The 20,774-nt window shown below is 49.8% G+C and carries 21 protein-coding genes; 13 read left to right on the top strand and 8 right to left on the bottom strand.

Annotation, left to right across the window (positions count from 1 at the left end):
* The 5 genes from IEY24_RS12095 to IEY24_RS12120 form a co-directional block, all read left to right on the top strand.
* Positions 1 to 1,131 (top strand): oligosaccharide flippase family protein (locus IEY24_RS12095; protein ID WP_188932359.1); only part of this gene is annotated, 1,131 nt, incomplete at its 5' end.
* A 14-nt stretch (positions 1,132 to 1,145) separates the two neighbouring features.
* Positions 1,146 to 2,408, top strand: a complete 1,263-nt coding sequence (locus tag IEY24_RS12100; protein ID WP_188932361.1) for a glycosyltransferase family 4 protein — start codon at positions 1,146 to 1,148, stop codon at positions 2,406 to 2,408.
* Positions 2,409 to 3,710: 1,302 nt separating this feature from the next.
* A complete protein-coding gene (locus IEY24_RS12110) occupies positions 3,711 to 4,262 on the top strand; it encodes a hypothetical protein (RefSeq protein WP_229222162.1) in 552 nt (183 codons plus the stop codon).
* A 111-nt stretch (positions 4,263 to 4,373) separates the two neighbouring features.
* A complete protein-coding gene (locus IEY24_RS12115; protein ID WP_188932365.1) occupies positions 4,374 to 5,300 on the top strand; it encodes a hypothetical protein in 927 nt (308 codons plus the stop codon).
* Between the two features lie 17 nt (positions 5,301 to 5,317).
* Positions 5,318 to 6,880 (top strand): vanadium-dependent haloperoxidase, encoded by a 1,563-nt coding sequence (locus IEY24_RS12120; RefSeq protein WP_188932367.1) that lies wholly within the window; start codon positions 5,318 to 5,320, stop codon positions 6,878 to 6,880.
* A 70-nt stretch (positions 6,881 to 6,950) separates the two neighbouring features.
* Here IEY24_RS12120 and IEY24_RS12125 read toward each other — a convergent pair whose 3' ends face one another.
* The 6 genes from IEY24_RS12125 to IEY24_RS12150 all read right to left on the bottom strand — a co-directional run bounded on the left by IEY24_RS12125 (position 6,951) and on the right by IEY24_RS12150 (position 11,626).
* A complete protein-coding gene (locus IEY24_RS12125; RefSeq protein ID WP_188932369.1) occupies positions 6,951 to 7,439 on the bottom strand; it encodes a YdeI/OmpD-associated family protein in 489 nt (162 codons plus the stop codon).
* Positions 7,439 to 7,792 (bottom strand): TfoX/Sxy family protein, encoded by a 354-nt coding sequence (locus IEY24_RS12130; protein ID WP_188932371.1) that lies wholly within the window; start codon positions 7,790 to 7,792, stop codon positions 7,439 to 7,441. The genes IEY24_RS12125 and IEY24_RS12130 overlap by 1 nt, the downstream gene beginning before the upstream one ends.
* Before the next feature lie 2 nt (positions 7,793 to 7,794).
* Positions 7,795 to 9,957: a xanthine dehydrogenase family protein molybdopterin-binding subunit gene (locus IEY24_RS12135; RefSeq protein ID WP_188932373.1), complete on the bottom strand. Its 2,163-nt coding sequence runs from the start codon at positions 9,955 to 9,957 to the stop codon at positions 7,795 to 7,797.
* Positions 9,958 to 9,989: 32 nt separating this feature from the next.
* The gene (locus IEY24_RS12140; RefSeq protein WP_188932375.1) at positions 9,990 to 10,481 is read right to left on the bottom strand and encodes a (2Fe-2S)-binding protein; all 492 of its coding nucleotides are present in this window, start codon (positions 10,479 to 10,481) and stop codon (positions 9,990 to 9,992) included.
* A gap of 92 nt (positions 10,482 to 10,573) precedes the next feature.
* Positions 10,574 to 11,086, bottom strand: coding sequence for a DinB family protein (locus tag IEY24_RS12145; RefSeq protein ID WP_188932377.1), 513 nt, complete (start codon positions 11,084 to 11,086; stop codon positions 10,574 to 10,576).
* 126 nt (positions 11,087 to 11,212) lie between these two features.
* Positions 11,213 to 11,626: a DUF3052 family protein gene (locus tag IEY24_RS12150; protein WP_188932379.1), complete on the bottom strand. Its 414-nt coding sequence runs from the start codon at positions 11,624 to 11,626 to the stop codon at positions 11,213 to 11,215.
* A gap of 147 nt (positions 11,627 to 11,773) precedes the next feature.
* Between IEY24_RS12150 and IEY24_RS12155 the strand changes: the two genes are divergently transcribed.
* From IEY24_RS12155 to IEY24_RS12170, 4 genes are all read left to right on the top strand, one after another.
* Positions 11,774 to 13,000: a DUF819 family protein gene (locus tag IEY24_RS12155; protein ID WP_188932381.1), complete on the top strand. Its 1,227-nt coding sequence runs from the start codon at positions 11,774 to 11,776 to the stop codon at positions 12,998 to 13,000.
* Between the two features lie 12 nt (positions 13,001 to 13,012).
* Entirely contained in the window at positions 13,013 to 13,705 is a 693-nt protein-coding gene (locus IEY24_RS12160; RefSeq protein ID WP_188932383.1) for a molybdopterin-dependent oxidoreductase, read from the top strand.
* A gap of 13 nt (positions 13,706 to 13,718) precedes the next feature.
* The gene (locus IEY24_RS12165; protein ID WP_188932385.1) at positions 13,719 to 14,531 is read left to right on the top strand and encodes a helix-turn-helix transcriptional regulator; all 813 of its coding nucleotides are present in this window, start codon (positions 13,719 to 13,721) and stop codon (positions 14,529 to 14,531) included.
* Positions 14,532 to 14,632: 101 nt separating this feature from the next.
* The gene (locus IEY24_RS12170; RefSeq protein ID WP_188932387.1) at positions 14,633 to 15,505 is read left to right on the top strand and encodes an SDR family oxidoreductase; all 873 of its coding nucleotides are present in this window, start codon (positions 14,633 to 14,635) and stop codon (positions 15,503 to 15,505) included.
* Positions 15,506 to 15,526: 21 nt separating this feature from the next.
* Here the strand turns inward: IEY24_RS12170 and IEY24_RS12175 are convergent, their stop codons facing one another.
* Complete coding sequence (locus IEY24_RS12175; RefSeq protein WP_188932389.1) at positions 15,527 to 16,288, bottom strand: MBL fold metallo-hydrolase; 762 nt, start codon at positions 16,286 to 16,288, stop codon at positions 15,527 to 15,529.
* Positions 16,289 to 16,295: 7 nt separating this feature from the next.
* On the bottom strand, positions 16,296 to 16,673 hold the full coding sequence (locus tag IEY24_RS12180; protein WP_188932391.1) for a response regulator: 378 nt from the start codon (positions 16,671 to 16,673) through the stop codon (positions 16,296 to 16,298).
* Between the two features lie 187 nt (positions 16,674 to 16,860).
* Here IEY24_RS12180 and IEY24_RS12185 point away from each other — a divergent pair, with 187 nt between their 5' ends.
* The 4 genes from IEY24_RS12185 (at position 16,861) to zapA (ending at position 20,761) form a co-directional block, all read left to right on the top strand.
* Positions 16,861 to 17,514 carry a DUF1684 domain-containing protein gene (locus tag IEY24_RS12185; RefSeq protein WP_188932393.1) on the top strand — a complete coding sequence of 218 codons (654 nt, stop codon included), beginning with the start codon at positions 16,861 to 16,863 and terminating at the stop codon, positions 17,512 to 17,514.
* 123 nt (positions 17,515 to 17,637) lie between these two features.
* Positions 17,638 to 20,067, top strand: coding sequence for a phenylalanine--tRNA ligase subunit beta (pheT, locus tag IEY24_RS12190; RefSeq protein WP_188932395.1), 2,430 nt, complete (start codon positions 17,638 to 17,640; stop codon positions 20,065 to 20,067).
* Positions 20,068 to 20,108: 41 nt separating this feature from the next.
* Positions 20,109 to 20,453 carry a hypothetical protein gene (locus IEY24_RS12195; protein ID WP_188932397.1) on the top strand — a complete coding sequence of 115 codons (345 nt, stop codon included), beginning with the start codon at positions 20,109 to 20,111 and terminating at the stop codon, positions 20,451 to 20,453.
* On the top strand, positions 20,450 to 20,761 hold the full coding sequence (zapA, locus tag IEY24_RS12200; protein WP_188932399.1) for a cell division protein ZapA: 312 nt from the start codon (positions 20,450 to 20,452) through the stop codon (positions 20,759 to 20,761). Before IEY24_RS12195 ends, zapA begins: the two co-directional genes overlap by 4 nt.
* Positions 20,762 to 20,774 lie beyond the last annotated feature (13 nt).

The raw sequence follows: 20,774 nt of genomic DNA on the forward strand, positions 1-20,774 counted from the left end.
AATGACGTGTACATCCCGATCGGGCAGTTGCTGGCCATTCATGTCTTTTTCAGTTCCCTCAGCGTAGTCCCGAAGAATATACTAATCAAGTCGCAGCTGTTCAAGAAAATAGCTATTATCGATGTTTGCACAGCACTCACGGCCGGGCTTTTGGCGGTGTTATTGGCCTCGCAGCATTACAGCTACTTTGCCATCGTGTGGAGATCGATATTTGTGAGCTCTGTCACCTTTACCATCTATTTCCTGATCTCCGGCCTAAAATTTAAAAAAGGCTTATCGCTGGCGCCGGCACGGCGGGTTGCGAAATACTCGTCGTTCCAGTTTGGATTCAATTTCATCAATTACTTCTCAAGAAACCTCGACAACATCCTGATCGGCAAATTCATGGGCAATGCTCAGCTTGGCGTGTACAACCAGGCGTACCAGCTGATGATGTACCCGATCTCCAACCTGACCTTCGTGATAACCCCCGTGCTGCACCCCATTCTGGCCAAATACCAGCACGACAAAGCCTTTATTTACAAAGAATATGTAAATGTGGTCAACATCCTCGCTGTTCTGGGCGTGCCGATATCTGTTTTTGTATTTTTTTCCTCCGAAGAAATCGTCCAGATCATGCTCGGAAGCAAATGGGCTGCCGTTGTACCCATACTGAAAATAATGAGCCTGTCCGTATGGATACAAATGGTGCTTTCCAGCAGCGGTTCTGTTTTCCAGGCCTCGGGAAGGACCGACCTGCTTTTTCTTTCGGGGGCATTGTCGGCCGTGTTCACCATTTCCGCTATTCTGGCAGGGGTTTTTTATTATCAATCCATGCAGGCAACGGCCTGGCTGCTGGTGAGTGCGTTTTCATTTAATTTCTTCCAGGGATTCTACACCCTTATTGTGCACGCATTAAAACAGTCCCCGCGCATTTTTTTCAAAGCAATTCTCTCCAAAGCACCCATGGCGCTGGCCATGATCGTTACACTGCTTGCTAAAAACCAGTTTATCAGATTAATGCATTTCGATCTCCCCCTCATCCCATCAATCCTCCTCAACATCATGATTTGCCTGGTGTTTTTCATTCTATTCCAACATGCCCTTGTGTCAACATTCGTAAGAAAGTTCGTGCCGCAGAGGGTTACTTAACGCTCCCCCGAATTATGATCACTAAAAAACCCCGAATTTTAACTTTTACGCATTATGGTGAATTGTACGGTGCAAACCGGTCCCTGCTAACCCTTTTGATCGCCCTGCGCGACAAAATCGACTGGTGGGTGATCTGTAAAGAGGAAAGCGAGTTCTCCCGGGAATTGCGACAGCAAAACATCCGGTACAGCATTGTCCCCTTCACCAATGACGTTTACATGCAAAAAAAGCGGTTTCAATGGCTTAACAGCATCAAACGCACGGTGTACAATGTTGCGGTTGGCCTTTACACGGCGTTCATCGCAAGAAAGCATGGTGTTGATTTGATTTACACCAACTCATCCGTCATTTTCATCGGCGCGGTAACATCCTTCTTCTCCGGAAGAAAGCACATCTGGCACATCCGCGAATTTGTTTACGACGACTACAAACTCACATACCTGCTGGGGGAAAGGGCATTCCGTTTTTGGGCCAACAAAGCCAGCGCTATTATCTGCATTTCTAAAAGTATTCAAAAGCGCCGGGTACTTTCCAAAGACATCAACGTTAAGTCAGTTATCATTTACAATGGGCTTGTAAGCGATCAGAGCAAAGCCACAGTCAGGCCGAGCCCTGTCAAACCTACCGTTCTGGGTATTGTCGGGGTTATTGATCCTGCCAAAAATCAGCTTGCGGCCATCAAGGCGGTCCACGAACTTGTGAAACGCGGAAAGTTTGTCGTCTTAAATATCGTCGGCAGCGTTAGCTCGCAGGCTTATTTCGAAACCCTGAAAACCTACATTTCGGAACATGGTTTGAACGAGTACGTCAATTTTACAGGATTCTGTAAAGATGTGAGTGCTATCTTCAAATCGATCGATATCACATTGATGTGCTCTCCGCACGAGGCATTTGGACGGGTAACCGTAGAAAGTATGATGCACGGGGTACCGGTAGTGGCTTACAAATCAGCGGGCACGGTCGAAATTATCGACCACGAGATTACCGGATTGTTATATCATGACGAGAAAAACGCCCTCACTACGCAGTTAACACGACTAATGACAGACGACGACCTGTATAAAAAAATCTCCTCAAGGGCCTCAAAAGTAGCCCGCGAAAATTTTACCATTAAAAGCTACGCCGACCAGTTCGCCCAGTTGGTTTACAGTCTAACAGCCAATTGCGCCACCTCCGGCGGCGCAAACTGGTTAAGTGTCACTTTGGGGGCGAATTTCATGTCAACATGCGCAGTCGTAACAGACCAAATTTTGATTTGCCCTACATTGTTGGTTTGATTGTCTTCGGTTACTTGTCCTTCCGTTTGGCCATTACTCCACTCGGGACGGAACCGCAACGGTGGACCGTACTTCTTTCGCAGTGTCAAAGTCCCGAGGTAGGCCCCTGACAAATCCGTGCAGGACAGGTATTGGTTCGGCATCGTACACCCGTTAGTTAACCCGCTCGCTTATTGATCCCTCATTATTCGTTTGAAACGTAAACTTAGCGGATGCATCAGACCAATAGATTCATTATGATTAATCAAGTGTGTAAAAAAACTTGTCCGCTTCCGGCCAATCGAGGGCTTGCTGGCCAAGTAGTCGCGTGAGCTTGCGGCTTGGATAATTAAACTTATTCCGAGTTGGTAGCAGGGTAGACTTTGGGGCGGGATGGGGATAGCTGGATAGAAAGACGGCCAGGTAGCTTCCGTTATAACCCCGAGTACTGATTTGGTCGAACAAGGTTTTATCACAGATCTTGCCTCTGCTGCCTTAAAAATGCTTTCTAGGTGAGCAGATTTCGTCTTTCCCCAGTCTGGGGCAGGTACAAAATGAGCTTGTTTGAAGTACTTTCCAATTGTGTTACGTGAGCTGCCTAAATGAATCGTAATAGTCCCAATACTATGGTCTTGCTGCTGTAATTCTTTGGCCCGTTGATAAAGTTCATGCCTTCTTTTATTGGGAATTGCCGTCTCTCGCAATTGATCACCCGGTAGTTGCAGGCCTATTGGCTTCGCCATATCCTTTGATGTTAACCAAACAGCAGGGGTAGTAGTGACCAGACTTATCGATTATTGGCTTATAAATTGAGCGGCTTGCCGGAAGGCAGCGCGTTGCGGATCTAAAAAGCGTTCGACCGCTTCGGACAGGTTGGTGACCATAATTAGGCTTTTGTTGAAGCGCTTGGACTGTTTGCCATTCCTTACCTGGTTGTTTAAGCCCAGCGAGGTCCATCGTTGTCGGAACTGGCGCCTGCGGCTCCACCACGTATAATTTGCTATTTAACAAATATGCAGCAGCTGCACAGCACGACTGTTTCCCATTTTCTTGCAGCACTATCCCGTCGGTTAACATAAGCCCGCAAGGCTAAAAAACGCCGACTCCTCTTGTTCACTATCGCCTTATGCCGCGGTCGTCTTTGATCGTTGTGTCCAAACATTCACCCATAGCACTGAAATCCAAATAAATAGCCCATTTGTCCTATATTAAATCACCGACGGTTACTATATTTTGCAGTAAATGAGCTTGTTAATCTTACAACCGGCGCTTGCTTATATGTGGCTAAAATGATTACATTTGGTTATAAATCCTCTTTAAGAATTGAGAAGACTGGCGCCGATAGGGTTACTTGCATTGCTGCTCTACAACATGTTTGGGCTAAGCCTTGCTGCCCTATTCTTTGAAAAAGACTATCAGATCGCAACCGCTGACGCCCCTGGCCAGGGGATGGTCATGAAAATGTACTTTCCCTCACTACCCTATTCGGGTAATCTGGAAATCACCGAAAACATCGAAGGGCTGGTACGTCAGGACGGGCAGTTTTACAATCCGACCCGCATTCTTCACCAGAACGATACGCTTTATGTGACGCTGCAAACAAATGAAGCGGCACGTGATCATTTTTTTGAGCTCGCCAACGCCATCCAGGTACTCAACGACCCGCAAACCGATGTTCCTAAAAGCCCCTACGCTAAGGCCATGGAGCAGTTGAGTAGCCTTTTGAAAATTTACATTCCCGGGGAGCAGAAGTTCCCTGTCTACGCTCAAAGTATCGTAGAGGAAATGCTGCCCTCGGTCGGCAATCATTTTATGGCAGCACGTTACCTGTCATACCAAACCTCCCTGGCATCCCCACCACCCGAACACTGCTGATCCCTCCTTTTCCGAACCATAACACATTACCGGTCAGTGCTGCTGATTAGTAAGTGCTATGCAACACTTTCGCACCCTGATAAGGTGCCCAATCCTATTAATTTATAATCTATGATACGTTCTTTACATCAAAAAGGGCTGCACTTGCTCGGCATATTGCTGACGGTTGCCGGCTCGGCCTCCTCTGTTTATGCTCAAATGCCCAACGACGCCATTTATATGGGCAAAAAAACGGCGTGCCTTGCAGTATCCTACACGCACAGCTCGTGGGATCAGTACTGGGAGAACTCACTGAAGCGCGAAAACCTCAATATCGGTACGCACACCACACAGAGCGTCATGCCGATGCTCGCAGTTGGTATTACCAAGGACTTCAACGCCATCGTGGCTTTGCCATACGTCTGGACACAGGCCAGCACGGGTAATCTCAGATGGCAGAAAGGGGTGCAGGATGCTTCGCTTTGGCTCAAATACCGCTTTTTGAATAAATCCGGATTCTCGCTGCATGCTATCGGTGGCGCCTCGATTCCCGCATCCGACTACATCCCTGACTTCCTTCCGATGTCCATCGGTATCCAATGCAAAACCGCCACAGCGCGCTTGCTTGCTAGTTATCGCCATAAAAGCGGCATTTACCTGACCGCTTCGGGTTCTTACATTTTCCGCAGTAAAATCACCATCGACCGTGATTCCTATCAGGCTGATGGCAAATTGTATAACACCAACAAGGTATCCGTGCCCAACGCTTACGATGCTTCGGCAAGACTGGGGTATCTTAAAAAAGCCATTCAGGCGGAAGCTTTCTTGGAATATGGCGCCTGTGACGGCGGCGATAACATCCGTCGTAACGACATGCCCTTCCCGACCAACAACATGAAAGCGACTGTGGTAGGGGTTTATGCCAAATTCCAACCGAAGAACATTGGTGTGAACGCGCGCGCCTCCCACGTGATTGAAGGACAGAACATGGGTCAAAGCACCGCCTTTTCACTGGGTGTACTTTACCAATTTCGCTACGCCAAAGAAGCTAAAAACTAATATCTCAGACAGAAACAATGAAAATCAATTATATCTCCTTTCGATACTCCATCACCCGGCTTGCAGTACCTGCCCTGTCGGTCATGATGCTATGGTCGTGTTCCAAGACAGTCGACGAACCAACAGCGGGTATCAATTCACCTTCCAGCCTGGATGAAAATGCCGGAAAATGGAAACCGTACGTGCTCTCCTCCTCGGAGGAAATTGCCGTAGCCCAACCCAAGGAGGCAACTTCGGACGACTATAAAGCCGAGCTTAAAAAGCTCAAAGAAGCCACAGATGCGGTTACCCCCCAACAACGCGAGCAAATTAACTATTGGGGAACAGGGGCCGTATACCGCTGGAACGAAATAGCACGTGAACTGTGCGCACGTTACAACACCCCGCCCGCGTCCAATGCAGAAGGCAAATATCCGTTGCCTGACGCCGCCAATCCGCTGAAAGACCCAAAATTCCCCTTCGCCAACCCGCCTTACGCCGCGCGCGCTCTGGCGTACCTGAGTGTAGCGCAATACGACGCGCTGGTGGCTGCGTGGAACTACAAATTCAAATACAACCGAAAAGCCCCTTCCAAGAACGACACTTCGATTAAAACCCTGCTTCCCGTAAGCGAGCTTCCGTCATATCCTTCGGAGGACGCGGTGGTAGCCGAAGTTTCAGTTGTGATCCTGAAAGCGATGTTCCCCGGCGAAGTGCCCTTTCTTGAAGCCAAACTGGCCGAACACAAGCAAAGCAGAATATCAGCCGGAATGAATGTCGAAAGCGATATTCTTGCCGGTTCCGATTTGGGTAAAGCTGTTGGCGCCAAAATCATGGCGCGGGCTAAAACCGACAAAATGTCGGCAGCAAATGGCCAGGCGATGACGGCAGCCATGATTGCCAATGCACGTAAAATTGGTGTTACAGAGCCCTGGGTAAGCCAGGAATTCCCTCCACGCCCGCCAATGCTGCCTACCTACGGCTTTGTAAAACCGTGGAATTTCGACTCGGCGACAGTGGTGGCACTCCGCCCGGAAGCGCCGCCGATCATCGGCAGCCCGGCATTCCAAAAGGATATGAACGAATTGCTCGATATCGCCAAAAACCAGACGCGTGAACAGGCACGCATCGCCAGCTTTTGGTCTGACGGCGTAGGTAGTTACACCCCTCCCGGCCACTGGCACAGAAAAGGCGCTGCATTGTGTCATGAAAACAAATACAGTGAAGTTCGCACGGCTCGTACGCTTGCATTGCTGGGTACCACCATGCAGGATGCGGGGATTTGCTGCTGGGACGTGAAATTCTTTTATTACTACCCACGTCCGAATCAAATGAACAGCAAGGTCAAAACATCTGTCGGCTTGCCTAACTTTCCGTCTTATACTTCGGGCCACTCCACATTCTCGGGCGCGGCAGCGGAAGTGCTGGCGCATATTTTCCCCAGCAACAAGAAGGAAGTTGATGATATGGCATCCGAAGCATCCATATCGCGCATCTATGGACTTATCCACTACCGTTTCGACTGCGAAGTAGGACTTTCCACCGGACATAAAATCGGAGGATATGCCGTGGCAAGAGCAAAGACGGATGGTGCCGAGTAATAGCTATTGTATTAAAAAGCAAACGAATCTCTGTCAACTGATAGAGATTCGTTTGCTTTTTAACGCTAAGCTAAATCGTCCGGTCCCCGGTCAACCGCTTACCTTGTAGCAGCATATCGATCATTTTCGCGATCCGCGCGACTTTGGTTTCGTCCTTTTTGGCGGAATAGACCCAGTCGCGGTACTCTTTCTGGGCGCTTTCAGCAAGTTTTATAAAGTTTTCGTAGGCTTTGGGCTCGTCTTTGAGGCAATCTATGAGCTCTTCGGGAATGGCCAGGGCCGAGTCATCCGAATAAAGCTCTACTGTCACCCAATCGCCTTCCTGCTTATTAATCTTCTTTCTGATCTCAGCCCTGACTGGAAGGAAAAGCTCTCCGGTGCCCATCGGCATCAGGTTATAGCCGAATAATTCGTAATCGTCGATCCGGCCTTTGACTTTGACCATTCCGAACTTCCGCTTAATATCCTGCCGGATTTCGGAGATGATCACGTAAGTCCAGCCACCTTTACCGGGAAACTTTGCTAATTGATACTTTTTGCTAACCAACAATTCATCCATTACTTCTTCTTTTTGGACGATTTGGCAAACTGATTGAATTGCAGACATTTGGCAATCCAGAAATCAAAAGCCTCGCGCGAGGCATAAGCCTCCGGACTGACATACACATACCCTATCGCCGTCCGGCCATTCATGACCATCGGCTCTACATTATTCATTTCAAGGGCCGCTTCGTACTCATCCGGACCGATCCGGCATAACAGCACGTCGTTGCGCACGCAAATGCACAACTTCTCGTCGACCATAAAAGCCAACCCCTGGAAGAGGGCTTTCTCTTCCAGGGGCTTACCGGCCAGAAACTGGCCAGACAGGGCTTCGCGAATCCGATTGGCTACCCGTTCGTCGTATGCCATATTTACGCAATATTATTAATGTCGAAAGGCAATTTTCTCAGGCGCTTGCCGGTCGCTGCAAATATTGCGTTGCCTAATGCCGGAGCAATCGGCGGCAGGCCGGGCTCACCTACCCCACCCGGAACGGCGCCGCTATCGACGATATGGATTTCCATCGGTGGCGCTTCGTTGATACGCATCACGTTAAACTGATGGTAGTTGCTCTGGTCACAAATCCCGTTGGTAAATGTGATGCCATCCTTGATCGCAGCGGTAATACCCATTACGATATTTCCCTCGGTTTGGGCCTTCACATTGTCCGGATTCACATAGTAACCGCAGTCGATCACCGACACTACTTTGTCGATTTTCACGCCCGTGTCCTTTTTGGACACCGTAATGCAGCAGGCCGAAATACTGCCAAAAGATTTGAATACGGCAATTCCCTTGCCGCTGCCGGCAGGAAGCTTTTCGTCCCAGTTCGCCTTTTCGGCCAGCGTTTCAAGCACTTTTTTGAAGCGCTCGTCGGGCAGGATTTCAAGACGTGCTTTCAAAGGGTCTTTTTTGGCCAGATGCGCCAGCTCGTCAACGAAGCATTCCTGGCCCCAACCGAAGTTGGAGGCATATACCGAGCGCCACCATACTACGGGAATATCGGTTTTCACATTCGTCCAGCTCACTTTAGAAGCTGTTGCAAACTGGTACTTGTTATTTCCGGTACTAATCTCTTCGCTCAGCCACGGATCGGCCTCGTCCTCTTTTAGTCCTTTGAAAACCTGCCCGACAATGGACTCGCCGATGGCGTGGTGGTGAAAGCCGGTGATTTTGCCTTCCTCGACAAATCCTTGCATATGACTGAGCATTCCCGGCCGGTAAGGGCCCTGGGTAATGTCATCTTCACGCGTCCAGATCACTTTTACAGGCTTTTTCAGTTCCCTGGAAATGTGGCACGCTTCCAGCAGAAAATCATGATAAGCCTTCCGGCCGAATGCCCCACCCAGCAATGTGACGTTGATTTTCACCTGCTCGGGTTTGACCTTCAAATAGCCGCACACATCCCGCAATGCCCAGTCGGGTCCCTGAATGGGCGCCCATATTTCCACTGAACCATCCTCCTTCACATGTACGACCGCGTTCTCGGGCTCGATGGGGGCGTGGGCAAGGAACGGCGTCTCATAATGCGATTCGATTTTATCCTTCGCATTCGCGTATTTAACAGTGAAGTCGCCCTTCTCTTCAAAGTTTACACCTTCCTTCTTGGCAGCTTCATAAGTGGCGGCAAAATAGCTGGCAGTGTCCACTGTTTTGGCATAATTACCATTATCCCAATTTACTTTCAGTGCCCGCTTGCCTTTTAATGCGGCCCACCAGTTGGTAGCAACTACCGCAACAGCATCCGAAGTCCGGTGCGGCATGGTGCGCTCGGTTTTGATTACCTGCAAAACGCCTTTCACCTTTTTAGTCTCAGAATCATCGATTGAGGCGATTTTCCCATGGATCATCGGTGAATGTACGATGGCCGCATACACCATGCCCGGCACGTCCACGTCGAGCCCGTAAACAGCTTTACCCGTTACACGCTCGGGCACATCGAGGCGTTTGTTATACTTTCCAATGATTTTAAAATCCTTCGGATCTTTCAGTTTAGGTTCTTTCGGGATTTCAAGCTTCGATGCGTCGTCGGCTAGTTCCCCGTACGAAAGACTCTTTCCGCTTGCTTTATGCCATATTTTGCCGTCTTCGGCTATGCATTCGGATGCGGGCAGGTTCCATCGCTTTGCCGCGGTGGTGGTAAGCATTTCGCGGGCTGCCGCGCCGGCTTTGCGGATCGGCATCCATAGCTCACGGACCGAGCTGCTCCCCCCTGAGGTCTGGCTACCATATTTGCCCATGCCGTCGCTTTGCACGATCAGCACTTTTTCCAGGCTCACTTCGAGCTCCTCGGCAAGCAGCGAGGGCACGGCCTGCGTCGATCCCTGGCCCATATCCGGCCGCGGGTTTACCAGCGTAATATTACTGGTGGTATCGATAATAATGAATGGATTGATTTCCAGCTTCAATACCGCCGGGGCGATTTTTTTAAGGCTGGCATCCTTTGTAAAGCCCGAAATGCCAACGGCCAGTCCAAGCGAGGTAAATCCGGCGGCTTTCAAAAAGTCACGCCGTGATGTTTGTATATTTTCCAATGTTTTCTGAGGCTAAGGTTGATGAACTGGCATTAGCGCTGGCCTATTCCTTTCTCGGTGACCTTCATTTGCTCGGAAGCGCGGTGGATCGCCTTTCTGATCCGGTCATAGGTTCCGCAGCGGCAAAGGTTTCCGCTCATAGCCGCGTCGATGTCCGCATCGGTCGGGCTGGGATTGGATTTGAGCAGCGCCGCTGCCGACATGATCTGCCCCGACTGGCAGTAACCGCATTGCGGCACCTGCTCCTCTATCCAGGCATTCTGGATAATGCTCATTTTGCTCTCCCCGATGCCTTCGATCGTGGTGATCTTATCATTTTTTCCGACACTGGAAACCGGTGTCTGGCATGAGCGCGCGGGCTGGCCGTTCAAGTGGATCGTGCAAGCGCCGCAAAGCGCCATTCCGCACCCGAACTTGGTGCCCTTCAGATCGGCAAAGTCGCGTATCACCCAAAGCAAAGGCATATCGGGTTCTACATCGACTTTCACCTTTTTACCATTCAATGATAAATTGTATACAGCCATGGTGATCAGTGATGACGATTTTAATGAGAGTGGTGAATAATCCTGTAAAATATTACAAATTCCCTGACTTTTACAACAATTCAGAACCTCTATCAGGCTTTTAAAAAGATGAGCTGGCCCAAGTGATAAGCCTGATGATTAGTCCTGTTAATCAAGACATTAAGCTTATTACGGTGTGGTTCCTGCGCAAAAGCATCATCGGATACAGCATTATGTTTGCTAAACCACTCCTGAGCGTCGAGCTCAGCGAAGTAGCGCGACAATACCTGGTTCAAATTCGCCCATTTGTCTCTTAGCTCGGCTACCGGTGGGATCTGGTCAAATGCGCGGTCGGGATTCTTTACGAAAGCCTCATCGAGTTCGGGGTACAGGCGCTCGCCCAGGCCCAGAAGTGAGATCATCCCGTCGTTGACCGCTATCAGGTGGCCCAGCAAATAAACGGCCCGGTTTTTACCTTCGGCAACGGGTTCCAACAGACGCTCGTCTGATAATTGGGCCAGCCAGCCATTCATACGCTGGTTTTGCAGCTCCCAGTTGGAGACTACCATTTTAATAAACAATTTTTTGTCCGCTTTCAGGGCTGCGGTTTCGTCCTGGGTGTTCATGGTGAAGATTTCTGGATGATTGGTGGTTAAAAAACGGATTGGCTCCGCTTCCGACAACAAGATCTGCCCCGGCAAGGATCGCGGTTGGGAGTATTTATTTTTTAATTAGGGGAAAAAAGTTTTACACTACCGGTCTTTTACCCTGATTACCAACTTTAAAGCAGACCAAACCGCATCGACTGCGCATACCTTCACATCCACCAGACCGATCGACAATGCCAGATTGCGGATCACATCTTCTGTCAGATCGGTCGGAACCTTGGAGGCTTTTTTCGGCCATGAAACCCAGATCATCCCGTTTGATACGATTTCGGTTTTCAATGCAGGCAAAACTTTACCCAGATCGGAAGCTTGTTTGGTGAAATAGTGAATCAAATCAGTTCCCGGCCCGGGTTCTTCAAAAAATTCAGTGTCGGCCGGAAGGACTTCGAGCAGATCAAAATAATGCTCCGGCGGGTTGATAAGCCTGATTTTGAAACCGGGTTTGATCCCCAGTTTTTTGACGAGACTTGCATTCGAGTACCCTGCCTGATCAGCCATATTATAAGTAAATCATACATGGGTCCAATATAGAAATCTGCCATTTCAGACACAAGTACCCATATGCAAAAGCTTGAAACGAATGCGTTTCTGGCACTTTTAAGCTATTTTTACCCATTCACCTTTCCCTTACCTCAATTCTGACGCATGATTACAAACGACGCCGTAGTGCTCGGACTCTTGATGCTGATCCTGGCCGGTATTTTCTACACGGCTTCCCAGCCAGCCTGGAAACGGTTTTACAATATTATCCCTCCCCTGTTGCTTTGCTACTTTATCCCGGGTTTGCTCAACTCGTTTGGAATCATAAGCGGCACAACATCGCAGCTGTATCCGGTCGTTTCCAAATATTTTCTGCCTGCCTGTCTGGTGCTTTTTACGGTAGGAATGGATTGGAAGTCCTTGACCCGCCTGGGTCCGAAGGCTTTGGCTGCGATGCTTATCGGCACCGCCGGCATTATGATCGGCGGCCCGCTCGCCTTATGGATCGTTGGGACAATCAGCCCTGCCACAGTCGCAGGCGAAGGCGCCGACGCGGTTTGGCGCGGGCTGGCTACGATAGCGGGAAGCTGGATTGGCGGGGGTGCTAACCAGACTGCCTTGCGCGAGGTATTTCGCCCAAGTGATGCGCTGTTTTCGCAAATGGTGGCCGTCGACGTGCTGATAGCCGAGCTATGGATGGCTGCATTGATCTACGGCGCAGGTATCGCCGGCCGCGTGGACGCATTCCTGGGCGCTGATAGCAGCACAGTCCAGCAGGTGAAAGAGCATCTTGACTCGGATCAAAAGGCCAACGAGCAAAACCCGATGCTGCGCGATTATATATTTCTGGCAGCAGCAGGCTTCGGGGCAACTGGTGTAGCGCATGGTCTAGCGGAAATTATCACGCCATACCTTGCTCAAAATTACCCCGCACTTGAAAAATACAGCCTCACTTCCAATTTCTTCTGGGTGATCAGCATTGCGACCGCGATAGGTATCGCCCTATCTCTGACGCCGGTGCGCAAGCTGGAACATTACGGCGCCTCGCGACTGGGCTCAGTGTTCCTGTATGTGCTTGTGGCTACAATTGGCATGCAAATGGACCTGGGGGCCGTGGCCGGCAATCCCGGGCTGTTTGCCATTGGTCTGATTTGGATTTCAATCCACGGCATCATCCTTGTCGCCGCCTGCCGATGGCTCAAAATCCCCTTCTTCTTTCTGGCCGTGGGTAGCCAGGCCAATGTGGGTGGTTCAGCCTCCGCCTCAGTTGTCGCGGCAGCATTTCATCCCTCGCTAGCGCCGGTTGGCGTACTTCTGGCAATTTTAGGGTACGCTATCGGAACTTATGGAGGGTATTTAACTGCTTTAATGATGCAATGGATTAGCACCTAAACATCGGCACGCATGGAAGAAAACAACAAGCTTGATAAAATCGTAGAAGCGCGGATGAAGCTGAAAGCCCGCTTCGAGCAGCAAATGGCCGAAACGCCCTCTGTTTCTGATACCCGCCCGATGGGAACCGGCGCGCCAAACCGCCACGGAATGCCCCAGCTGCCAGTCGGCCAGACGAAAACTGTCAAATGGCCCGTGCTCGACCTGGGTTTCAAACCCGATGTGCCGCTCGGCAAATGGAAGCTGGTTGTGGACGGCGAAGTCGAATCGCCGCTGACATTAACCTGGGAGGATTTTATGGCGCTGCCCCAAACCAGTGATGTAAGCGATTTTCATTGTGTAACCACCTGGTCGCGCATGGATGTGCCCTGGGTAGGCGTGCGCCTGGCCGATATTGCCGCGTTGGTCATGCCCAAACCTAGCGCTACGCATGTGCTCTGCCACGGATACGATAAATACACGACCAATCTTTCACTCGAAGAAGCATTGAAAGAAGATGTGCTGCTCGTTCACACCGCCGACGGCAAGCCGCTCGAACGCGATCATGGCGGCCCTGTTCGCATGATCACGCCTCAGCTTTACGCCTGGAAAGGAAGCAAATGGATCAGCCGCATTCAGTTTCTGCCTAAGAACCAGCTTGGTTTTTGGGAATTGAGAGGTTATTCCAACACGGCATATCCCTGGCGCAACGACCGGTATAGTTAATCTGCAAGAAATCATGGAGCACCACATCGAAGGCTATCAACAGCAGCGCATACCGGTTTCAGAGGAATTTGAGCAGATCATCAGCTATTTCTATTCAGCCACCAATAAGACCAACGCCGACATCACCAAAATACTGGCCCCCGGCTTGCAGACCATCATGGTCTTCAGCTTCGGAGCGGCAATCCGGTTTAAATCAGGTGGCGATTCTATTTTGCTGGACCAATGCCTGGTGCTCGGGCCGATCAGGCAACCGATTGCCTACACGCTGCCGCCGGCCGCTGATATGTTGGTGGTGAATTTCAAAGACGATGCATTCTACCGCTTTTTCGGTCCTGCGCTCGCCGCGGGAATGGTGACCGCTCATCCCGATGAGCTTTTGCGGGAGAATTGTTTTGATCAACTATGGTTTAGCTTAAAAAATGAGCCTACGGATGTGCGAGCCGCTCTTTTGCTTGAATTCTGCAAACCCTATCTCAAATGCCGCGATGCATTGTTTGAAGGCATTTCAGCCCAAGCGGCTGATTACCTGGCCGTAAGTCCTGTTAAGGCTGCCGCTCAGAAAACCGGCCAAAGCGAGCGGAACATTCAGCTTAACCATAAAAAATACCTGGGTTATAGCGCCAAGGAGCGGTCACGGTACGAACGATTTCTGAAAGCGTTGCTGCTGGTGCAAAATCATTCAGGCAAGGTGGATTGGCTGCAAATCGTCGAAACGTGCGGCTACTATGACCAAAGCCAGCTGATTCATGATTTCAAACACTATTTGAAGCTGAGCCCTGGCCGCTATGTAAAATTCCAGGCGGAAATCTGTCGGGTTGAAGCCTAGCGGCTCCTAGGGATGTTTGTTTCCCGCAGCTTTTCGTTTTCTTACAATTTTCCGGATGCCGAAACGGTGAATTTTGTCCTGTTCATTCAAAATCACAATCTATGAAACAGGCAAGCATTTTTCTGACAGGCGCAACCGGAGCCGTGGGATCGCATTTAATTCAACAACTAGCACCGCTGAATATACCCCTTAGGGCATTGGTGCGCGCCGGCTCGCAACCAGCCACATTTGAGCATATTCCAAATCTGGAAATCGTTACCGGCGATCTGGCCGACCCCGAAAGCTTCGAATCTTCGCTGAAAGGCGTAGAAAAAGCATTTCTGCTAAGCAATTCCTCCGAGCAGGCCGAAAGCTTGCAGCTGAATTTCGTGGAGGCAGCTCACAGGGCCGGTGTAAAACACATTGTGAAGTTATCCCAACTGGCCGCCAGCGAATCCTCGCCCGTACGCTTTCTGCGTTACCATGCAAAGGTTGAAAATAGGATTAAGGAGCTGGGTTTTGCCTACACATTCCTGCGGCCCAATCTGTACATGCAGGGACTGCTTTCCTTCAAAGACTATATCAAAGATCAGGGACAATTCTTCGCATCGGCAGGCAACGCGGGAGTGAGTGTGGTGGATGTCAGAGACATTGCCGCTGTGGCGGCGGCTTGTTTGGTGGAGCCCGGTCACGAAAACAAAGTTTACGACATTACAGGTCCCGACTCGCTGACGCATTATGAAATGGCCGAGATTTTCTCGCAGGAATTAGCAAAACCGGTCAGGTTCATAGATGTGACTGCCGAGCAAATGCAGGGCGGTTTACGCGCCGCGGGCTTTCCCGAGTGGCAGGTGGGCGGGTTAATCGAAGACTACGCGCATTATGCGCGTGGAGAAGCAGCCAAGGTAGCCGAGACAGTCAAGGTAGTAACTGGCAGTAGCGCCGGCTCATTGCGGCAATTTATCAAGGATTACCGCAGCAGCTTCCTATCCTGATTTTTTTAGCTTAAATCCACATTAAAGATCCAGCACCAGCCCGTCGTAGGCCAAATGCACGTGCGGCGGTAGCTCGCTTTCGACCGCGGCATGCAGGCCGAGTTTATGGCTGATGTGTGTAAGATAAGCCTCCGGTACATTCAGCTTGTCGATCAGATCAAGTGCCTGCGAAAGGGTGAAATGCGATAAATGCGGTTCTTTTTGCAAGGTATCAAGCACCAGCACTTGCGAGCCTTTGATCTTTTCCTGCTCTTCTTCGGAAATGTAGTTCGCGTCGGTAATGTAGGTAAAATCGCCAATGCGATAGCCGTAAACAGGCAGCTTATGATGCATTACCTCGATAGGGACCACTTTTACACCCTCCACTTCGAAGGGCTCGTTTTCAATGGGATGCAGTGAAAAGTGCGGGACGCCGGGATATCTTCGCTCTGAGAACGCGTAGGCGAATTCGGTTTTGATCTGGTTGAGCACTTCCAGCCTGCCGTAAAGGGGAATATCCATCTGCTGCCGGTGGTTAAATGCCCGGATATCGTCCAGACCGGCAGTATGGTCTTTGTGTTGGTGGGTGAAAACAGCTGCATCCAAACTTCGCACATTGGCCCGGAGCATTTGCTGGCGAAAATCCGGGCCGGTGTCGATTACAAACGATTTGCCATGGGCCTGAATCCACACGGAAGTTCGTAAACGCTTGTCATGCTGATCATTAGAACGACAAACGGCACAATCGCAGGCAATAACGGGTACTCCCTGCGATGTGCCGGTTCCTAAAAATGTAATCCTCATCAGGTCTTTATTCGGTCAGATGCGCCACCACTTCAACCAGACGGTCGAAATTCAACGGCTTCATCAGCGCATCGTCAAATCCTGCTTCTTTGAAATCTTCTTCTGAATAATTTTTGGCATTACCCGTAATCGCTACGATCGGCGTTTTAGCCTTTTTCTCATCGGATAATTTACGGATGCTTCTCGCACACTCCATTCCATCCATCACAGGCATGTTGATATCCAAAAGAATGATATCAAAATCCTCTTTTTCAAGCAGTTGAAGCACTTGTTCGCCGTTTTTCACGGAAGTGATTTCATAATGCTGAAATTCAAGAATCTTCCTCGCCAGGTTTTGAATAACTGAACTGTCTTCGGCAATGAGTACTCGTTTTGTGTATGACATACAATGGGGCAGGTATTGTGTTTAAAGTTTTTTCCCAGGTCAATTTAGATATATTTCAACCAACATCGCAAACCCGACGGTCGCGAAGTTTCAAAATTATTCCAAAAAAGTAAATAAACCCTTCATACTTTTTCAAAGCGCGCGATCGGGTGTAAGTTTGTAGTCCGATTCCCCTATTATCCTTACTATGTTCAAAAATAAAGTGATCCGATACAGCACGATCGCGATGTTCATTGCGATCCTTGCTTACTTCGTCATTGAAAACATGGGCGGCACCAGCAGCTCTGATGACGCCATCGCGGCCAATCCCGCCGCCTATAAAACCAAGATCCTCGAAGAACGCGCCGCCAAAGACGAGCAGTTCAAATCCGGCGACGACTCGCCGATCAAGGATAAGGAGGCATTCCACGGCCTGCATTACTTCGAACCCAGCCTCGCATTCCGGATTAAGGCCAATATTTCGCCCTACATGCAAGACGATAAGGAGGTAATCGTCAAATATACTGACGGCACCACCGAGAAATACGAAAAATACGGCTATGCCAATTTCAGCGTCGAAGGCCAGTCGCAAAAACTGCTGTTGTTAAAAAACGAGGGCACTATTTCGGTGCTTTTCCGGGATGCTACCAGCGGCAAGCAGACCTACGGCGGAGGCCGCTACCTGGATTACCCGGCAGATCAGATCAAGAACAACACCATCGTGCTCGACTTCAACAAGGCGTATAACCCCTATTGTGCCTACCAGGAAAGCTACGCCTGCCCGGTACCGCCAGCCGAAAACACATTGACAGTGGCCATTCACGCCGGCGAAGTGACCGAAGAGGCCACCCACGAAGAATGATGGCCTGATAAAAAACACGCACGCGGCGCCCAAAGCCCGGATGCCGTTCAAACTAAATCATTAATTTTGCAAACAGGCTCTATTTACCGCGCCTGAATTATTATTGTTATTAAAGCATTCTAGATGAAGATCTCTTATAAGTGGCTTAAAGATTTAATTGAAATAACTGAAACACCCGAAGAAATCGACCGTTTGTTAACGGGCACCGGGCTGGAAGTAGAAGGTATTGAAGAGATCGAATCGATAAAAGGCGGCTTGCAGGGCGTGGTAATCGGTCAGGTATTGACCTGTGAAAAGCATCCCGAAGCCGACCGGCTGAGCCTGACCACAGTCGATGTAGGCGGCCAAGCACCGCTTTCGATCGTTTGCGGCGCGCCTAATGTGGCCGCAGGCCAAAAGGTGATCGTGGCAACCGTTGGCGCTACATTATACCCGACCGGCAGCGAACAGCCGCTGGTTTTGAAAAAATCCAAAATCCGCGGGGCGCTTTCCGAAGGGATGATCTGCGCCGAGGACGAGCTGGGCGTGGGCACTTCCCACGAGGGCATTCTCGTGCTGGATACGGACCTGCCCAACGGCACACCTGCCGCTGAATATTTCGGCATTTCGTCCGATTACCTCATCGAGATCGGCCTTACGCCTAACCGCGCGGATGCGGCCTCGCATTACGGTGTTGCGCGTGATTTGAAAGCGGTTTTGAAGCGTCAGATCACTTTGCCCTCCGTTGATGCATTCAAAATCGATAACCAAAATCTGCCGATTCCGGTAGAAGTTCGCAATACAGAAGCTTGCCCTCGCTACACGGGTCTGACAATTTCAGGCATTACCGTGGCCGAATCGCCTGAATGGCTCAAACAGCGCCTGCAAACGATCGGCATCCGCGCCATCAACAATATCGTCGATATTACCAATTACATCTGCCATGAGCTTGGCCAGCCGATGCATGCATTCGATGCCGGTAAAGTTTTGGGTCAAAAAGTGATTGTTACCACCCTTGCAGAAAACACGACATTTGTGACTTTGGACGGTATCGAACGCAAAATTTCTGCGAACGATCTGATGATTTGCAACCAGGGTACAGACGGAAACCCTGAACCAATGTGCATTGCCGGTGTTTTCGGCGGGCTTACCTCCGGCGTCACCGAAACGACTACTTCCATTTTTCTCGAATCGGCCTACTTCTCCCCTGTTTGGGTGCGCAGGACCGCCCAGCGTTTCTCGCTCAAAACCGATTCCTCATTCCGTTTCGAACGCGGTACCGACCCCAATATGCCGCTTTTCGCATTGAAACGCGCTGCATTACTGATCCAGCAGATCGCCGGCGGAAGCATTTCATCCGAAATTATCGACATTTACCCTGAGCCTATCGAGGATTTCAAGGTAAATATCAAATACAAAAACGTCGACCGGCTGATCGGCAAGTCCTTGGACAAAGCGCAGATTAAAAGCATTCTGGAATCGCTCGATATCCGCATTACCGACGAAACTGAGGTTGGTTTCACTGCGATTGTGCCGCCATACCGTGTGGACGTTCAACGTGAGGCGGATGTTATCGAAGAGATTCTGCGCATTTACGGCTTCGGTCACGTGGAATTGTCCGACGCATTGAGCTCGGATTACCTTTCGGATTTCCCCGTTAACGATCCTGAAAAGCTGAAACTGCGCGTGGCGGAGCTTTTGGTGGGCAATGGTTTCAATGAGATGATCAACAACTCGTTGACCAAACCGGAGTATCAGTCCATTTTGGGCGAAAGCCTTGCAGGTAATCCCGTTAAGATCCTGAACTACCTGAGCGAAGAGCTCTCGGTCATGCGCCAGACGCTGCTTTTCTCAGGTCTGGAAGTGATCGCCTACAACAGCAACCGCCGCCAGAAGGATCTGAAAGTATTTGAATTTGGCAAAACCTACCATGAAACCGATGGCAAGTACATCGAAAAGGAGCGCCTATCGGTATTCCTGACGGGCAATATCACCCATGAAAGCTGGTTTGAGAAGTCGCGCGAGGTGGTTTTCCACGATCTGGCTGCATTTGTGAACCAGGTTTTGACTTCGATGAAGATCAGAGAGGTGCAGAAACAGGAAGCGGACAGGGGTATTTTCAAAAGTGGGTTAACACTGCTGGCCAATAAAAAGCCGGTAGTATCCTTTGGTTTGCTCAATGCGGCCATTGCGAAAAAGCTGGACATCAAAGCGCCTGTTTACTACGCTGATTTTGACTGGGAATACCTGCTTCGCCAGTATAGCGCCGCCGTTGAATACACCGAAGTGTCTAAGTTCCCCGAGGTGCGCCGCGACCTTTCTGTGGTAGTAGGCAAAAACATCACTTTTGAGGAGCTTCGCCAGGCTGCCTACAAGACCGAGCGCAGCCTGCTCCGTTCGGTGAACGTATTTGATGTCTACGAAGGGGCCAACCTGGAAGGCAAAAAGTCGTATTCGATCAGCTTTATCTTACAGGACGAGCAGCAAACGCTGACCGACAAGGTGATCGACAAGTCCATGCAGCGACTGATCGCTACCTACGAAAGGGAATTTGAAGCGGTGATCAGAAAATAAGTCCGGTTTTTTTCACTTGTCGGATCTTTCAGTTTAAAAAAATGGAGAGGAGCATTGAACGTATTATCGAACACAAACTGTCCGACGTCGAGAAAAAACTCGAAATCCTGATCAATCATAAAGAGAAATTAAACTGGTCGATCTCAGAGCTCCAGCGTGAAAACGCGGAGCTCCGGGTGGCCAATGCGAAGCTCACGGAAGAATCGAAAGAAATAAGGAAAAAATACACGTCTTTAGAAAAAGACTTTAATAAGTCTAAAAGTTTCGCTAAACTTGTCACTAGTAAACTGACACCAACAGGCGCAATTGCCGAACTGAAAGAATCAGTTGAAAGATATATCCAGGAGATCGATAAGTGCATCGAATTGCTTGAAGATACCTTATGAAAAAAAATAGCATACCTAATCCAGATGTTTCTGTCTTTATAAAACTGCTGGACAGAGGTTTCAAACTGAGCGTTCCGGCGGATCAGGAGAAATTCTACAGGGATGGGTATGAGGTGTTCATGCAGCGTGTGCAACAGCATAAATTAAAAGGGAAAGTATACGGTGATATAGAGGCTATTGCATTGACTTCTATAGAATGCCTGGTGGCATTGCAACGGAACCAGGAAGAAATGGACGACCTGGTAGCGGCTTTTAAAAGCAGAGTAGAAAAACTGGACGAGACTCTCGCCGGTGCTATTGAGAGCTGACGCCCATACCTGA

The sequence above is a fragment of the Dyadobacter endophyticus genome, from assembly GCF_014641595.1.
Lineage (GTDB): Bacteria > Bacteroidota > Bacteroidia > Cytophagales > Spirosomataceae > Dyadobacter > Dyadobacter endophyticus.

What these genes read in the sequence shown, in the direction of transcription:
- IEY24_RS12195 (WP_188932397.1), top strand. Translation starts at nt 20,109, where the DNA reads ATGGAGAGGAGCATTGAACGTATTATCGAACACAAACTGTCCGACGTC.
- IEY24_RS12160 (WP_188932383.1), top strand. Translation starts at nt 13,013, where the DNA reads ATGGAAGAAAACAACAAGCTTGATAAAATCGTAGAAGCGCGGATGAAG.
- IEY24_RS12120 (WP_188932367.1), top strand. Translation starts at nt 5,318, where the DNA reads ATGAAAATCAATTATATCTCCTTTCGATACTCCATCACCCGGCTTGCA.
- pheT (WP_188932395.1), top strand. Translation starts at nt 17,638, where the DNA reads ATGAAGATCTCTTATAAGTGGCTTAAAGATTTAATTGAAATAACTGAA.
- IEY24_RS12170 (WP_188932387.1), top strand. Translation starts at nt 14,633, where the DNA reads ATGAAACAGGCAAGCATTTTTCTGACAGGCGCAACCGGAGCCGTGGGA.
- IEY24_RS12180 (WP_188932391.1), bottom strand. Translation starts at nt 16,673, where the DNA reads ATGTCATACACAAAACGAGTACTCATTGCCGAAGACAGTTCAGTTATT.
- IEY24_RS12150 (WP_188932379.1), bottom strand. Translation starts at nt 11,626, where the DNA reads ATGGCTGATCAGGCAGGGTACTCGAATGCAAGTCTCGTCAAAAAACTG.
- IEY24_RS12140 (WP_188932375.1), bottom strand. Translation starts at nt 10,481, where the DNA reads ATGGCTGTATACAATTTATCATTGAATGGTAAAAAGGTGAAAGTCGAT.
- IEY24_RS12100 (WP_188932361.1), top strand. Translation starts at nt 1,146, where the DNA reads ATGATCACTAAAAAACCCCGAATTTTAACTTTTACGCATTATGGTGAA.
- zapA (WP_188932399.1), top strand. Translation starts at nt 20,450, where the DNA reads ATGAAAAAAAATAGCATACCTAATCCAGATGTTTCTGTCTTTATAAAA.
- IEY24_RS12125 (WP_188932369.1), bottom strand. Translation starts at nt 7,439, where the DNA reads ATGGATGAATTGTTGGTTAGCAAAAAGTATCAATTAGCAAAGTTTCCC.
- IEY24_RS12130 (WP_188932371.1), bottom strand. Translation starts at nt 7,792, where the DNA reads ATGGCATACGACGAACGGGTAGCCAATCGGATTCGCGAAGCCCTGTCT.
- IEY24_RS12155 (WP_188932381.1), top strand. Translation starts at nt 11,774, where the DNA reads ATGATTACAAACGACGCCGTAGTGCTCGGACTCTTGATGCTGATCCTG.
- IEY24_RS12115 (WP_188932365.1), top strand. Translation starts at nt 4,374, where the DNA reads ATGATACGTTCTTTACATCAAAAAGGGCTGCACTTGCTCGGCATATTG.
- IEY24_RS12185 (WP_188932393.1), top strand. Translation starts at nt 16,861, where the DNA reads ATGTTCAAAAATAAAGTGATCCGATACAGCACGATCGCGATGTTCATT.
- IEY24_RS12175 (WP_188932389.1), bottom strand. Translation starts at nt 16,288, where the DNA reads ATGAGGATTACATTTTTAGGAACCGGCACATCGCAGGGAGTACCCGTT.
- IEY24_RS12145 (WP_188932377.1), bottom strand. Translation starts at nt 11,086, where the DNA reads ATGAACACCCAGGACGAAACCGCAGCCCTGAAAGCGGACAAAAAATTG.
- IEY24_RS12165 (WP_188932385.1), top strand. Translation starts at nt 13,719, where the DNA reads ATGGAGCACCACATCGAAGGCTATCAACAGCAGCGCATACCGGTTTCA.